General features: G+C 67.6%; 14 protein-coding genes and 1 pseudogene. All 15 read right to left on the minus strand.

Going from position 1 to position 13,684, the window contains the following annotated elements:
• Positions 1 to 50: 50 nt before the first annotated feature.
• A pseudogene (locus AD428_RS13145) lies at positions 51 to 990 on the minus strand (LysR family transcriptional regulator).
• Positions 991 to 996: 6 nt separating this feature from the next.
• Positions 997 to 1,584 carry a DNA repair protein RecO gene (gene recO / locus AD428_RS13150; protein ID WP_053245473.1) on the minus strand — a complete coding sequence of 196 codons (588 nt, stop codon included), beginning with the start codon at positions 1,582 to 1,584 and terminating at the stop codon, positions 997 to 999.
• Positions 1,577 to 2,467: a GTPase Era gene (gene era / locus AD428_RS13155; RefSeq protein WP_053245474.1), complete on the minus strand. Its 891-nt coding sequence runs from the start codon at positions 2,465 to 2,467 to the stop codon at positions 1,577 to 1,579. The genes recO and era overlap by 8 nt, the downstream gene beginning before the upstream one ends.
• Positions 2,464 to 3,225, minus strand: coding sequence for a ribonuclease III (gene rnc / locus AD428_RS13160; RefSeq protein WP_053245475.1), 762 nt, complete (start codon positions 3,223 to 3,225; stop codon positions 2,464 to 2,466). Before rnc ends, era begins: the two co-directional genes overlap by 4 nt.
• An 11-nt stretch (positions 3,226 to 3,236) precedes the next feature.
• Complete coding sequence (gene lepB / locus AD428_RS13165) at positions 3,237 to 4,121, minus strand: signal peptidase I (RefSeq protein WP_053245476.1); 885 nt, start codon at positions 4,119 to 4,121, stop codon at positions 3,237 to 3,239.
• Between the two features lie 23 nt (positions 4,122 to 4,144).
• Positions 4,145 to 5,938 carry a translation elongation factor 4 gene (gene lepA, locus AD428_RS13170; RefSeq protein WP_053245477.1) on the minus strand — a complete coding sequence of 598 codons (1,794 nt, stop codon included), beginning with the start codon at positions 5,936 to 5,938 and terminating at the stop codon, positions 4,145 to 4,147.
• A gap of 238 nt (positions 5,939 to 6,176) precedes the next feature.
• On the minus strand, positions 6,177 to 7,643 hold the full coding sequence (locus AD428_RS13175; RefSeq protein ID WP_053245478.1) for a DegQ family serine endoprotease: 1,467 nt from the start codon (positions 7,641 to 7,643) through the stop codon (positions 6,177 to 6,179).
• A gap of 44 nt (positions 7,644 to 7,687) precedes the next feature.
• Entirely contained in the window at positions 7,688 to 8,767 is a 1,080-nt protein-coding gene (locus tag AD428_RS13180; RefSeq protein WP_082308391.1) for a MucB/RseB C-terminal domain-containing protein, read from the minus strand.
• The gene (locus AD428_RS13185) at positions 8,767 to 9,285 is read right to left on the minus strand and encodes a sigma-E factor negative regulatory protein (protein WP_053245479.1); all 519 of its coding nucleotides are present in this window, start codon (positions 9,283 to 9,285) and stop codon (positions 8,767 to 8,769) included. The genes AD428_RS13180 and AD428_RS13185 overlap by 1 nt, the downstream gene beginning before the upstream one ends.
• A 12-nt stretch (positions 9,286 to 9,297) precedes the next feature.
• The gene (rpoE, locus tag AD428_RS13190; RefSeq protein WP_053245480.1) at positions 9,298 to 9,897 is read right to left on the minus strand and encodes an RNA polymerase sigma factor RpoE; all 600 of its coding nucleotides are present in this window, start codon (positions 9,895 to 9,897) and stop codon (positions 9,298 to 9,300) included.
• Positions 9,894 to 10,346, minus strand: a complete 453-nt coding sequence (locus AD428_RS13195) for a hypothetical protein (RefSeq protein WP_053245484.1) — start codon at positions 10,344 to 10,346, stop codon at positions 9,894 to 9,896. Before AD428_RS13195 ends, rpoE begins: the two co-directional genes overlap by 4 nt.
• A 43-nt stretch (positions 10,347 to 10,389) precedes the next feature.
• A complete protein-coding gene (gene fabF, locus AD428_RS13200; RefSeq protein ID WP_053245481.1) occupies positions 10,390 to 11,619 on the minus strand; it encodes a beta-ketoacyl-ACP synthase II in 1,230 nt (409 codons plus the stop codon).
• A 200-nt stretch (positions 11,620 to 11,819) separates the two neighbouring features.
• Positions 11,820 to 12,059, minus strand: coding sequence for an acyl carrier protein (gene acpP, locus AD428_RS13205; protein ID WP_003813816.1), 240 nt, complete (start codon positions 12,057 to 12,059; stop codon positions 11,820 to 11,822).
• A 179-nt stretch (positions 12,060 to 12,238) separates the two neighbouring features.
• Positions 12,239 to 12,988, minus strand: a complete 750-nt coding sequence (gene fabG / locus AD428_RS13210) for a 3-oxoacyl-ACP reductase FabG (protein ID WP_053245482.1) — start codon at positions 12,986 to 12,988, stop codon at positions 12,239 to 12,241.
• 4 nt (positions 12,989 to 12,992) lie between these two features.
• A partial coding sequence (locus tag AD428_RS13215) for an ACP S-malonyltransferase (protein ID WP_053245485.1) occupies positions 12,993 to 13,684 on the minus strand: 692 nt, incomplete at its 5' end.

Here is a 13,684-nt window from a genome sequence, read left to right on the forward strand (position 1 = left end):
GCTGCGCCTGGCCGGGGCGCTGGATGCGGAATCGCGGGTGGTGGCGGTGCTCACCTCGGATGGGCGGCGGGGCTGAGCGCCTCGATGCCGAAGGCTTCCGCCAGCGGGGCGAGCGCCGCGCGCAGGCAGGTGGCCCAGTAGCGCCCCGCCTCGGACAGCGGCCTGCCGTCGTGCAGGATCATGTGGCATTCGAAATGCACGGCGGCCGCCAAGGGCCGGTGGGCCAGGCCGGCGGGCTCCAACCCCACGGCCGTCGCCGGGATTGGCCACGCCCACGCCATGGCCCGCGAGCGCGAGCTGGCACACGGTGTGCGAATACGGCGTCTCGATCGCCGGGCGCAGCGGCGTCCCGGCCTGCCGGGCCAGCGCATCCAGGCGCTTGCGCGAGCCGTCCTCGGCGTTGAGCGCGATGAGCGGCACTTCGGCGAGCTGCGCCAAGTCCACCGTCTGCAGGCGCGACAGCGGATGGGCGCGGGGGAACACCGCCACCGCACGCAGGCAGGCCAGCCGGTGGCCGCGCAGCCCCTCCAGTTCCGACTCGTCGGCCACTACGGCCAGGTCCAGCTCGCCCGACACCACCATGTCGCGCAGCGTGTTGGAATCGCGGATCTGCAGGTAGAGCGGCGTGTCGGGATAGCGCTCGCGGAACCGCGACAGCGTGCCGCTGAGCACCGCGCCGCCATAGGCGTGGATGCAGCCCACCCTGAGGCGTGGCTGCGCGACGCCGCGGATGGCCCGTACCTTGCGGCCCAGGCTTTCCAGCCCCAGGTTCAGGCGCCGGATCTCCTCGTACAGCAGGGTGGCTTCGGGTGTGCGGCGCATGCGCTGGCGCACCCGCTCGAACAGACGCAGCTCCAGGGCGGCCTCCAGCGCGGCCAGCGTGGCGCTGACCGTGGCGGGCGAGACGTCGAGCCGGCGCGCCGCCGCGGTGACGCTCTCCGTCTCGTAGACCGTGCGGAACGTCTCGATCTGGCGCAGCGTGAAGCTCATGGCCGCTTAGAGGCGCTGCAGGTCCAGCAGCACCCGCCGGGTGGAAAGCGGGCGTCCGGCGAGGTTTTCTTCGAGCCGGGTGCGCAGGTCGCGCCGCAGCCCGGGCTCGACGGCCGGGTCGTCGAAATCGGGCGGCTCGCTGTCCACCCCGTATCCCGTCTCGTTGAGCAGCGTCCATTCGAAGCGCCGCAGCGCGCCGGCCGCGCGGGAGCCGCCGGCCAGTTGCTGCAGGGCCGTATCGTAGGCGTCGAAGAGCAGCGGATGCGCGTCTTCGCGCGGCAGCAGGCGCAGCAGCAGCTCGTTCATGTACCAGGCGGACATGAGCGCCGTGCCGTTGAGCAGGCGCACGCCCACGATCTCGGCGCGGGTGAGGGTCTTGACCTCGCCGTTGCCGGTCCAGGAAAGCAGCAGGGGCTGGAAGGCCGAGAGCACCGGCCGCAGCGTGGAGTATGGGCGCTTGGCGCCCTTGGCGACCATGGCCACGCAGCCGTGGTCGCGAGTGAAGGTCTGGATGACGAGCGAGGTCTCGCGCCAGGCCGTCGCGTGCAGCATGTAGCCCGGATGGTCCTGGACGCGCGGCGCCCTTCTACTCATAGCCCAGGTCGCGCAGCGCGCCTTCGCGCTCGGACCAGCCCTTGCGCACCTTGATGTACACCTCCAGGTGCACGGGCTTGTCCAGCAGCTTGGCGATGTCCTGGCGCGCCTCGGTGGCGATGCGCTTCATGTGCATGCCGCCCGCACCCAGCAGGATGGGCCGGTGGCTTTCCCGTTCGACCACCACACAGGCCGCGATGCGCGCGCCGCGGTCGTTTTCTTCCCATTGCTCGATGACCACGGTACAGCCGTAGGGCAGCTCGTCGCCCACCAGGCGGAAGATCTTCTCGCGCACCAGCTCGGCGGCGATGAAGCGCATGGGCCGGTCGGTGAGCGTGTCTTCCTCGAACATGGGCTCGCCTTCGGGCAGGCGGGCGGCGATCTCGTCGAGCAGCTGGTCGAGCTGCTGGTTGCGGGTGGCGCTCACGGGCACCACGGCGCCGTACGGATGCAGCGCCATGATCTTGGACACGAAGGGAAAGAGCTCGTCGCGGTTCTTGAGCGCGTCGATCTTGCTGATGGCGAGGATGGTGCGCTCGGGCGCCGGCAGCAGCGGCAGCAGCTTGGCGTCGCCCTCCGACCACTTGCCGGCCTCGACCACGTGCACCACCACGTCCACGTCCGCCAGCGCCTGCGTGACCACGCGGTTCATCATGCGGTTCATGGCGCCGCCGTGGCGCGTCTGGAAGCCCGGCGTGTCCACGAACACGAACTGCTCGCGCTCGCGCGTCAGCACCCCATGAATGCGATGGCGGGTGGTCTGCGCCTTGCGCGAGACGATGGAAATCTTGGAACCGATGAGGGCGTTGGTCAGGGTGGACTTGCCCACGTTGGGGCGTCCCACGATGGCGACGAAGCCGGTGCGGAAAGGGGTATCGCTCATTTGATCTCTTGCGCCACTGCCACCGGCAGCGACAATTGCGCGGTCTTGCGCGCCTTGCCCGACTTGCGGGCGCTCTTGGCGGCCGGGCCCAGGGCCTGCACGGCCTCCAGCGCCAGCTTGGCCGCGGACTGCTCCGCCGCCCGCCGGCTCGCGCCCGCCGCCGTGACTTTGATTTCCAGCGCGGCGATGGCGCACTCGACCTCGAACTGCTGGCTGTGCGCCGCGCCGTGCGTGGCCACCACCGTATAGGCCGGCAGGGCCAGCTTGCGGCCCTGCAGGTATTCCTGCAGCAGCGTCTTCGCGTCCTTGCCCAGGGTCTTGGGATCCATGGAAGCCAGCACCGGCTGGTACTGGCGCACGATGACGCGGCGCGCGGCGTCGAAGCCCGCGTCCAGGAACACCGCCCCGAAGATGGCCTCGACCGTGTCGGCCAGGATGGAGGGGCGCCGGAAACCGCCGCTCTTCAGTTCGCCCTCGCCCAGCCGCAGATACTGCGACAGCTCCAGTCGCTGCGCGATGTCGGCCAGCGACGCCTGCTTCACCAGGTTGGCGCGCAGGCGCGACAGGTCGCCCTCGTCGATCTTGGTGTACTTCTCGAAGAGCATGGCCGCCACCACGAAATTCAGCACGGAATCCCCGAGGAATTCCAGCCGCTCGTTGTGGCGCGCGCCGTGGCTGCGATGCGTCAGCGCCTGTTCGAGCAGTGCCTGGTCGCCAAAATGGTGATCCAGGCGGTTTTCTAGCGTGGCTAGCGACATGACGAGTGGAATCAGTTGAATCGGCCGATGCGGCTGAGATCGCTGAAGTTCATCCAGATGAAGAAGGCCTTGCCCACGATATTGGCTTCAGGCACGAAACCCCAGTACCGGCTGTCGGCGCTGTTATCCCGATTATCGCCCATGGCGAAGAAATGGCCGGCCGGCACCTTGCAGCGTACTCCATTCCGGCTGTACTGACAGTTTTCTTTTCCAGGAAAACCCCAGATAGGGGCATATTCTTGCGATTTACCTTCATCCAGAAGAATTTCATGCTCAACATCACCCAGTTTTTCGGTGTACTGTGCGATATAGGAGACACGGTCGGGCTCGAAGTAGTCGCCGTCGCGCACGTGCGGCACGAGCTTGCCGTTGACGTAGAGTTTCTTGTCCAGGTAGGCGATCTCGTCGCCCGGCAGGCCCACGATGCGCTTGATGTAATCGACGTCCGGGTCCACCGGGTAGCGGAACACGAACACGTCGCCGCGCCGCGGCTCGCCCACATCGATGATCTTCTTGTCGATCACGGGCAGGCGGATGCCGTAGCTGAACTTGTTCACCAGGATCAGGTCGCCGGACTGCAGCGTGGGCAGCATGGAGCCGGACGGGATGCGGAACGGCTCCACCACGAACGAACGCAGGAAGAACACGAAGAGAATCACCGGAAAGAAGCTGACGGCGTACTCCACCCACCACGGCACGCGGCGTGCGGCGTCGCCGGCTTCGCGCCTCAGGCGCTCGGCCTCCTGGGCATCGCCGATGAGGGCCGTATCGTATTGGGCCATGGCCGCCTGCGCGCGGCGCTCCCGCCCCTTGCGCAGCACCGCCAGGTCCAGCACCCAGATTGCGCCGGTAAGCACCAGCAGAACGAACAGGATCAGGGCAAAGTTCCAACTCATCAGCTAACCGCCTTACTAGGTTTCTATTTGTCTTCGACCTGCAGGATCGCAAGAAATGCTTCCTGCGGAATCTCCACGCTGCCTACCTGCTTCATGCGCTTCTTGCCGGCCTTCTGCTTTTCAAGCAGCTTCTTCTTGCGCGTGATGTCGCCGCCATAGCACTTGGCCAGCACGTTCTTGCGCAGGGCCTTCACGGTTTCGCGGGCAATGATCTCGGCGCCGATGGCGGCCTGGATCGCCACGTCGAACATCTGGCGCGGGATCAGGCCGCGCATGCGGCTCACCACGTCGCGGGCGCGGGCGCGCGCGTTGCTGCGGTGGACGATGATGGCCAGGGCGTCGACCCGGTCGCTGTTGATGAGCAGGTCCACCCGCACCACGTCGGCCGGACGGTATTCCAGGAACTCGTAGTCCATCGAGGCATAGCCGCGCGACACCGACTTGAGGCGGTCGAAGAAGTCGAGCACGATTTCCGCCAGCGGCATTTCGTAGGTCAGGTGCACCTGGCGCCCGTGGTAGCTCATGTTGGTCTGCACGCCGCGCTTGTTGTTGCACAGCGTCATGACCGGGCCCACGTAGTCTTGCGGCATGAAGAGCGTGACCTTCACGATGGGCTCGCGGATCTCGGCGATCTTGCCTACTTCGGGCATGCGCGAAGGGCTTTCCACGGTGATCACGGTGCCGTCGCGCTGCTCGACCTCGTACACGACCGAAGGCGCGGTCGTGATGATGTCCATGTCGAATTCGCGCTCCAGGCGCTCCTGCACGATTTCCATGTGCAGCAGGCCGAGGAAGCCGCAGCGGAAGCCGAAGCCCAGGGCCTGCGAAACCTCGGGTTCGAACATCAGGGCCGCGTCGTTCAGCTTGAGCTTTTCGAGCGAATCGCGCAGCTGGTCGTACTCGGAGCTTTCCACCGGATACAGGCCGGCGAACACCTGGGGCTTCACTTCCTTGAAGCCGGGCAGCGGCTCGGCGGCCGGCTTGTTCGCCAGCGTGATGGTGTCGCCCACCTTGGCATGCTCGAGCTCCTTGATGCCCGCGATCACGAAGCCCACCTCGCCGGCGGACAACTGCGGGCGCTGCACGGACTTGGGCGTGAAGACGCCGATCTGCTCGCACAGGTGAGTGGCGCCCGACGCCATCAGCAGGATCTTGTCCTTGGGCTTGAGCGTGCCGTTGACGATGCGCACCAGCATCACCACGCCCACATAGTTGTCGAACCACGAATCGATGATGAGCGCCTGCAGCGGCGCCTCGGTGTCTCCCTTGGGCGGGGGCACCTTGGCCACGATGGCTTCGAGGATCTCGTCGATGCCCATGCCCGTCTTGGCGCTGGCGAGCACCGCCTCCGACGCGTCGATGCCGATGACGTCCTCGACTTCCTGGCGCGCGCCCTCGGGATCGGCCTGGGGCAGATCCATCTTGTTCAGCACCGGCAGCACTTCCACGCCCAGCTCGATGGCGGTGTAGCAGTTGGCGACGGTTTGCGCCTCCACGCCCTGCGAGGCGTCCACCACCAGCAGCGCGCCCTCGCAGGCCGACAGGGAGCGGCTGACCTCGTAGGAGAAGTCCACGTGCCCCGGGGTGTCGATGAGATTGAGGTTGTAGATCTTGCCATCCTGCGCCTTGTATTGCAGGGCGGCGGTCTGCGCCTTGATGGTGATGCCGCGTTCGCGTTCGATGTCCATCGAATCGAGCACCTGCGCGGACATTTCCCGATCCGCCAATCCGCCGCAGCGCTGGATCAGGCGATCGGCCAGGGTCGATTTGCCGTGATCGATGTGGGCAATGATGGAAAAATTGCGGATATGCTGCATACGTGAATTAAAGAGGGACGGAATTCGGCTCAATGCCGCGGAAGATCCGCCGCGCACGAACGCGCGGTTGACGAAACGGGCCCGGGCCGCAGGTCCGGGCCCGTACTGGACTGCCCGGGCCGCGGCAGGCCGGCAGACGCCGGAACGGGCCGCTTCCGCGGGAGCAACCGGGCAAAAACGAGGGGGCGCCATGCGCCCCCTCTTTGCGGCAACCAGGCATTTTAGCCGGTCTTGAGGCTTATTTGCTGGGAGCCACGGCCACCCACTGGGTCTGGTCGCCGCGGCGCACCAGCAGGCCCACGGAACGGCTCTTGTCCAGCTTGGCCACCAGCTCCGCGAACTGCCTGGCGCTCGTCACGTCGCTGTCGTTGACCGCCAGCACGATGTCCCCTTCCTGCAGGCCCGCCTTGGCGGCCGCGCCCTCGGCGGCCTTCACCTGCACGCCGCCCTTGATGCGCAGCTTGCGCTGCACGTCGGCGGGCACGTCCGACACGGCAAGGCCCAGCGCGTTGGTGGCCGCGAGCGCCGGCCCGGCGTCCGGCTTGCCCGCGCCGGCGGCCTTTTCGGTGGGAATCTCGCCGACCTTGACGGTCAGGGTCACGGTCTTGCCCTTGCGCCAGACTTCCATGGTGGCGCGGGTGCCCGGCTTGGTTTCGCCCACGATGCGCGGCAGATCGGACCAGCGCTTGATGGTTTCGCCGTTGAACTTCAGGATCACGTCGCCCGGCTGCACCCCGGCCTCGTCGGCGGGGCCGTCCTGCTCGACGCTGCTCACCAGCGCGCCCTCGGCCTTGGGCAGGCCGATGGCGTCGGCCACTTCCTTGCCCACTTCGCCGATCTGCACGCCGACTCGGCCGCGCGTGACCTTGCCGGTGGTGCGCAGCTGCTCGACCACGCGCATGGCCTCGTCGATGGGAATGGCCAGCGAAATGCCCATGAAGCCGCCGCTGCGCGAAATGATCTGCGAATTGATGCCCACCACGTCGCCGTCCAGGTCGATCAGCGGGCCGCCGGAATTGCCCGGGTTGACGGCCACGTCGGTCTGGATGAACGGCAGGTATTCGCCCGTGTCGCGGCCGATGGCGCTGACGATGCCGGCGGTCACGGTGGAATCCAGCCCGAACGGCGAGCCGATGGCCAGTACCCACTGGCCCTTCTTGAGGGTCTTGGGGTCGCCGATGACCAGCGGCGTCATGCCCTTGGCGTCGATCTTGATGAGGGCCACGTCGGTGCGCTCGTCGGTGCCGATGACCTTGGCCTTGAATTCCCGGCCGTCGGTCAGCGTGACGTAGATGTCGGTGGCGTCGCTCACCACGTGGTTGTTGGTGAGGATGTAGCCGTCATCGGAGATGAAAAAGCCGGAACCCACGCCGCGCGGCACCGTGCGCTCCTCGGGCTGCGGCTGCGGACGCTGGCGCGGCGAGGGGATCTGCGGCATGCCGGGCGGCTGGAAGTCGGGCCCGAAGAACCAGCGGAACAGCTCGTAGGGATCGCTTCCGCTCGTGGGGCCGCGCACCGGCACGGTGGCCGTGGTGCGGATGTTGACCACGGCCGGCTCGGTTTTCTCCACGACGGCCGTGAAATCGGGCAGGCTCACCAGGGGAGCCGCGCTCGCGGGAGCCGCGGCCGACAACAGCATGCCCGCCGCGGCCAGCGCCGCCAGCGCGCGCCGGAAACCCAGGTTCGACACCGTCAGAAATTTCATAGATGAACACTCCGCAATTGCTGCCTGCCAGTACAGGACTGGTCTTATTTGACTCCGGCCGCCGGCGCCTGCGCCGCGGGCACGTATTCCGTCGATTCCGCGAGCTGCTCCAGCGTGGCCACGGGCACCTCGCCCACGGCGGTCAGCCAGAAATCCGCGATGCGGGTAGCGTAGACCGTGAGCGCGCCGCGTTGCAACGCGCCGGCCGGCGGATGATGCCCGCGCTGGTTGTCATAAGGCTCGATGAAAACCGAAATGGCGGCCAGCCCGTCGGACAGCACCATCTGGTTGACCGGCGCGCCGTGCCCCATGGTGCGCGAAACCTGCATGACCACGCTGAACCCCTTGGGCGCGTGGATGCGCCAGCCCAGCGCGGAGAGATCGACCGGCGTCATGGACGATTCCATGACCTTCCAGTCGCGGGTGCTCCAGCGGGAGGCCAGGTCCTGGGGATCGACCTCGGAGCCCAGCCTGAGGGAGGTGAAGGACACCTGCTCCACCACGCCCTTGGCCGCGTTGAGCGTCTGGGCCTTCAGGAGCAGGCTGGTATCGACGTCGGCGCACAGCCGGTAGCCATAGCGCAGCTTGTCGCGCGGCTCGATGGTGATGAGGCGGCACTGCCGGCCCGCCACGCGGTGCAGCGTCTTTTCGGTGCGAATGTCGTACTGCTCGGACAGGCGGGCGGGGTCGCCCAGCAGCAGGCCGGGGAAGCGGTCGCCGCGCCGGCGCTCCAGCAGCACCGTCTTGTGGTCGGGCACCAGGCATTGGACGTCTTCGTTGTGCCGCAGGTATTCGCGCGGCTGGCCGTCCAGGATCTCCAGGCGCTCGCGCTCGCCCGTGCCGTCCACCACGTGGACCAGGCGGGAAGACTGGATGAATTCGCCCTGCTGGTACATGAACACGCCGGAATAGTCTTTCTGGCGCGCGGCGTCCTGGATGCGGGACAGCAGTTGCGCCATGTCCTCGGCAGGCGCGGCGCCGCCCGGCGGCGCGGCGAGCGCGCTGGCGTGCGCGGCGAAGAAGGAGAGGAGGAGCAGCGAGGCGGCGAACCAGCCGGCGCGGTGGACATGCCCGGAGTCGGAGCGTCCGGCCGGCAGCCAGCGGATCGGAAGCCTGCGGGCCATCAACGCCCCGTCCTCGTTTCAAAGGAAACCTGGCGCACCGCGCTGGGGCCGGCCATCTGCCGGTGGGCTTCGAGGTAGTCGCGCAGGCCGGCGTCATCGGCCGCCTGAGCGCCGAGGGACGGATTGCCGCCCGCATCGGCCAGCACCCGGGTTTCCGGACCGGAGCCCGCGAGATAGGGCTGGGCCACCCAGGCCACGGTGGCCACCGCGGCGGCCACCGCCAGGCCGGACAGGCCCAGGCGCAGCGGCGACCGGCGCCGCGGCGCCGCCACGATGGGCAGCTCGGCGTCCAGGGCGCGCGCCAGGCGCGCCTGGAAGTCCGCGCTGGGCGTCAGCGCCAGGTCGGCGTTGCGCAGGGAATCGCCTATCAGGTGATAGGTGTCCCAGGTCTGCCGTCCCTCTTTGGACAACAGGCCGGGAAAAATATCGTCGGACTCTTCTTCCCCATCCATCCAGGCGGAAAGCGACTCTTCCCAGGAGGTCGGGTCGGTCTCGACGGACTTGGCTGCTGTTTGCATGACTGCCACTCCTTACCAGCGACGCTCGGCATCGGTGTCCAGCAACGGACGCAGACGGGTGGCGATGGCTTCGCGCGCACGAAAAATGCGGGAGCGCACCGTACCTATCGGGCAATCCATGCTCTGGGCGATGTCTTCGTAACTCATACCTTCGATTTCACGCAGGACGATTGCTGTGCGCAATTCCTCGGGCAGCTCCGCGATGGCGGCATTCACCGTTTCGGCGATCTCGCGGCTGGCCATCATGGACTCCGGCGTGCTTATGTCGGTTAGGTTGTCCGTTTCGTTAAAAGTTTCACCGTCTTCCGTTTCTATTGCATTGGGCGCGCTGGGGCGCCGCCCCTGGGAGGCGAGCCAGTTGCGGGCGGTGTTGATGGCGATGCGGTAGAGCCAGGTGTAGAAGGCGCTGTCGCCCCGGAACTGGGGCAGCGCCCGGTACGCCTTGATGAAGGCCTCCTGGGCCACGTCCTCGATTTCCGCGGGATCGCGGATCATGCGCGCCAGCAGGCGGAGGATCTTGCGCTGGTACTTGAGCACCAGCAGGTCGAAGGCCTTCTTGTCGCCGCGCTGGACGCGCTCGACGAGTTCGGCGTCGACTTCGCGCTCGCTCATGAGGCCTCCCGCAGGCGGACCGCAGGCGCGTGCCGGCGCGACGCCGCGGCCAGCAGGCGCAGGCGGCGCCAGGCTTCAGGCCGCAAGGCATGGCGCCAGACGGTGAAAGTGACGATGGTGGTCTCGAAGGCTGCGCTCCCGGCGGGCAGAACCCGCATGGTCAGTGTCAGCCAGGCCGGTCCGGCATGCTGCTCCAGGAGGACGGCGTCCCGCCAGCGTCGGGACAGGCGGACTTGCCAGGGCCCGGCGCCGGTGGAGGGACGCAGCGCGGATACCGGGGACGGGCTGCTGCCGGTCAAGTGTAACAGGCCCGCGGCCAGCGCCGGCAGGGCCAGCCAGGCCAGCGTCGTCCCGCCCGCACCCGCGAACAAGGCGGCCTGCGCCACGCAGGCGACGGCCACGCAAAGCGCGCCGCCCGACAGGGCCTTCAGGCCGCCGGGCCTGCCCATGGCCACGAGGCCGGTCCGGCGTTCTCCGGAGGAGCCGGCCAAATCAGACCCGGCGAACGGCCATCGAGCCGTTGGTGCCGCCAAAACCGAAGGAGTTGGACAGACCCACGTCGATCTTCATCGGACGCGCCTCGTTGGCGCAATAGTCCAGGTCGCATTCCGGATCCTGGTTGAAGATGTTGATCGTCGGGGGCGAAACCTGGTGATGCACGGCCAGGGTGGTGAACACGGCCTCGATGCCGCCGGCTGCGCCCAGCAGGTGGCCGGTCATGGATTTGGTGGAATTCACCACCAGCTTCCTGGCGTGGTCGCCGAAGGCGAGCTTCAGGGCGTCGGTTTCGTTCTTGTCGCCCAGCGGCGTGGAGGTGCCGTGCGCGTTGACGTACTGCACGTCGTCGGGGTTGATGCCGCCGTTGCGCAGCGCGTTGATGATGCCGCGGCGCGGGCCGTCCTTGTCGGGAGCCGTGATGTGGTGGGCGTCCGAACTCATGCCGTAGCCGGCGAATTCGCCGTAGATGCGGGCGCCGCGCTTCTTGGCGTGCTCGTATTCCTCGAGCACCAGCACGCCCGCGCCTTCGCCCAGCACGAAGCCGTCGCGGTCGCGGTCCCAGGGACGGGAGGCGGTCTGCGGATCGTCGTTGCGGGTGGACAGCGCGCGCATGGCGGCGAACCCGCCGATGCCCAGCGGAGAAACGGTGGATTCGGCGCCGCCGGCGATCATGACGTCGGCATCGCCGTACTCGATGAGGCGGGCGGCATCGCCGATGCAGTGCAGTCCCGTGGTGCAAGCCGACACCACCGCGTAGCTCGGCCCCTTCAGCCCGTACATGATGGACAGATGGCCGGAGATCAGGTTGATCAGCGAGCCCGGCACGAAGAACGGGGAAATGCGGCGCGGTCCCTTGGACAGGTATTCGATCTGGGTTTCCTCGATGCGCGGCAGGCCGCCGATGCCGGAGCCCACGATCACGCCGATGCGGTCGGCGTTCGTTTCGGTGACTTCCAGGCCGGCATCGCGCCACGCCTGCATGCCGGCAGCCATGCCGTAATGGATGAAGGTATCCATCTGGCGGGCTTCCTTGGCGGGAAGATAGGCGGTGACGTCGAAATCCTTGACTTCGCCGGCGATGTGCGTGGTGAGGGCCGAGGGATCGAAACGGGTGATGCGGCTGACGCCAGAACGTCCGTTGACGATATTGTCCCAGGCGGTGGCAATGTCATTTCCCACGGGGGAAACGATGCCCAGGCCGGTGATGACGACTCGTCGCTTCACGGATGACTCCTCAAACTGACAAAAGAAAGGCGGTTTTCGGGAGGCGTTGCACGCGCGGCGCGCCAATGTGCGGGCCGGGCCTCAAAGCGCCCTGACCCGCGCGAGCCGCACGGCAAACTCCTGAAACCGCCCCGAGCCCCGGCGGCTTCCGATGGTTGCGATCGGAAACCCGGGTGAATACAGGCTGACTGCGTACAGGCTTACTGCTTGCCGTGCGAATTGATGTAGTCAATCGCTTGTTGCACGGTCGTGATCTTTTCGGCCTCTTCGTCGGGGATCTCGGTCTCGAATTCGTCTTCGAGCGCCATGACCAGTTCGACCATGTCGAGCGAATCGGCACCGAGGTCGTCAAGGAAGGAGGACTCGTTCTTGATCTCGGCTTCGTTCACGCCAAGTTGTTCAGCGACGATCTTCTTGACGCGCTGTTCGATGCTTTCCATGCAGATCTCCAAATGGGAAAAATCCCGCGAATTATAGCCAAGCGCAGAGGAATGCGACGCCTGGCCTGACAAAAATAACACCGCCTGACCGCTCCCGCGCCGGCTGGCGCCGGAGCGCCGCAATGCGGCGCTTCGTTGTGACACGCGCGGAAAGCCAGGCATTCCGCGCGGATCGTGACTTATTGCATGTACATGCCGCCGTTGACGTGCAGCGTCGTGCCGGTAATGTAACCCGCCTGGGGACTGGACAAAAAGGCCACCGCATGGGCGATGTCGGCCGGCGAGCCCAGGCGGCCCAGCGGAATCTGCTGGAGCAGGGCCGCCGTCTGGTTCTCGCCCAGGGCGCGGGTCATGTCGGTATCGATGAAGCCGGGCGCCACGCAGTTCACCGTGATGTTGCGGCTGCCCAGCTCGCGGGCCAGGGCGCGCGACATGCCCGCCACGCCCGCCTTGGCGGCGGCATAGTTGGCCTGACCCGCGTTGCCCGACGCGCCCACCACCGAGGTGACGTTGATGATGCGGCCCCAGCGCGCCTTCATCATGCTGCGCAGCACGGCGCGCGACAGGCGGAAAACCGACGCCAGGTTGGTGTCGATCACGGCCGACCAGTCTTCGTCCTTCATGCGCATGGCCAGCGTATCGCGGGTGATGCCGGCATTGTTGACGAGAATGTGCGGACCGCCCTCCTTGCCCAGCGCCTCGACGAGCGCGTCGCAAGCCTGGGCATCGGTCACGTCCAGCACCACGCCGCGGCCGCCGTGCGGCGCCAGCGCCTCGGTGATGCGGCGGGCGCCGGCCTCGGACGTGGCGGTGCCCACGACCGTGGCGCCGCGCGCCGCCAGCTCTTCGGCGATGGCGCGGCCGATGCCGCGCGTGGCGCCCGTCACGAGGGCGATCTTGCCCTGCAGTTCCTTCGAGGTGTTGTCCATGGTGTCAGTTTCCATTGACCGCGGCCAGCGCCGCTTCCAGCGAAGCCGGATCGGTGATGGCCAGCCCGGTGAGTTCCGGATCGATACGCTTGGTGAGGCCGGCCAGCACCTTGCCGGGGCCGCATTCGATGACGTGCGTGACCCCCTGCGCCTTCATGGCGCGCAGGGTTTCCACCCAGCGCACCGGATGCCAGGCCTGGCGCACCAGCGCGTCGCGGATGGCGCCGGGCTCAGACGGGGAAGCCACGTCCACGTTGTTGATGACCTGCACCCGGGGCGCGGCCACCTGGACCTGCGCCAGCGCCTTGGCCAGCACCTCGGCCGCGGGCTTGAGCAGGCTGGAGTGGAACGGGGCCGAAACCGGCAGCAGCAGCGCGCGCTTGGCGCCCGCCGCCTTGGCGTGCTCGCAGGCGCGTTCGACGGCCGCCTTGTGCCCGGCGATGACGACCTGGGCGGGCGCGTTGAAATTCACGGCCTCGACGACTTCGCCCTGGGCGGCGGCCGCACAGGCGGCGCGCACGGCGTCGTCGTCCAGGCCCAGGATGGCCGCCATGGCGCCCGTGCCCACCGGCACCGCGGCCTGCATGGCATCGGCGCGCACGCGCACCAGGCGCACTGCGTCTTCGAGCGACAGCGAGCCCGCGGCGGTGAGCGCGGCGTACTCGCCCAGGCTGTGGCCCGCGACCACGTCGGGCT

Source organism: Achromobacter sp. DMS1 (genome assembly GCF_001270295.1).

Bases quoted from the DNA above. Each gene is read 5' to 3' on its own strand.
- recO (WP_053245473.1), bottom strand. From the start codon at position 1,584: ATGAGTAGAAGGGCGCCGCGCGTCCAGGACCATCCGGGCTACATGCTG.
- era (WP_053245474.1), bottom strand. From the start codon at position 2,467: ATGAGCGATACCCCTTTCCGCACCGGCTTCGTCGCCATCGTGGGACGC.
- rnc (WP_053245475.1), bottom strand. From the start codon at position 3,225: ATGTCGCTAGCCACGCTAGAAAACCGCCTGGATCACCATTTTGGCGAC.
- lepB (WP_053245476.1), bottom strand. From the start codon at position 4,121: ATGAGTTGGAACTTTGCCCTGATCCTGTTCGTTCTGCTGGTGCTTACC.
- lepA (WP_053245477.1), bottom strand. From the start codon at position 5,938: ATGCAGCATATCCGCAATTTTTCCATCATTGCCCACATCGATCACGGC.
- AD428_RS13175 (WP_053245478.1), bottom strand. From the start codon at position 7,643: ATGAAATTTCTGACGGTGTCGAACCTGGGTTTCCGGCGCGCGCTGGCG.
- AD428_RS13180 (WP_082308391.1), bottom strand. From the start codon at position 8,767: ATGGCCCGCAGGCTTCCGATCCGCTGGCTGCCGGCCGGACGCTCCGAC.
- AD428_RS13185 (WP_053245479.1), bottom strand. From the start codon at position 9,285: ATGCAAACAGCAGCCAAGTCCGTCGAGACCGACCCGACCTCCTGGGAA.
- rpoE (WP_053245480.1), bottom strand. From the start codon at position 9,897: ATGAGCGAGCGCGAAGTCGACGCCGAACTCGTCGAGCGCGTCCAGCGC.
- AD428_RS13195 (WP_053245484.1), bottom strand. From the start codon at position 10,346: ATGGGCAGGCCCGGCGGCCTGAAGGCCCTGTCGGGCGGCGCGCTTTGC.
- acpP (WP_003813816.1), bottom strand. From the start codon at position 12,059: ATGGAAAGCATCGAACAGCGCGTCAAGAAGATCGTCGCTGAACAACTT.
- fabG (WP_053245482.1), bottom strand. From the start codon at position 12,988: ATGGACAACACCTCGAAGGAACTGCAGGGCAAGATCGCCCTCGTGACG.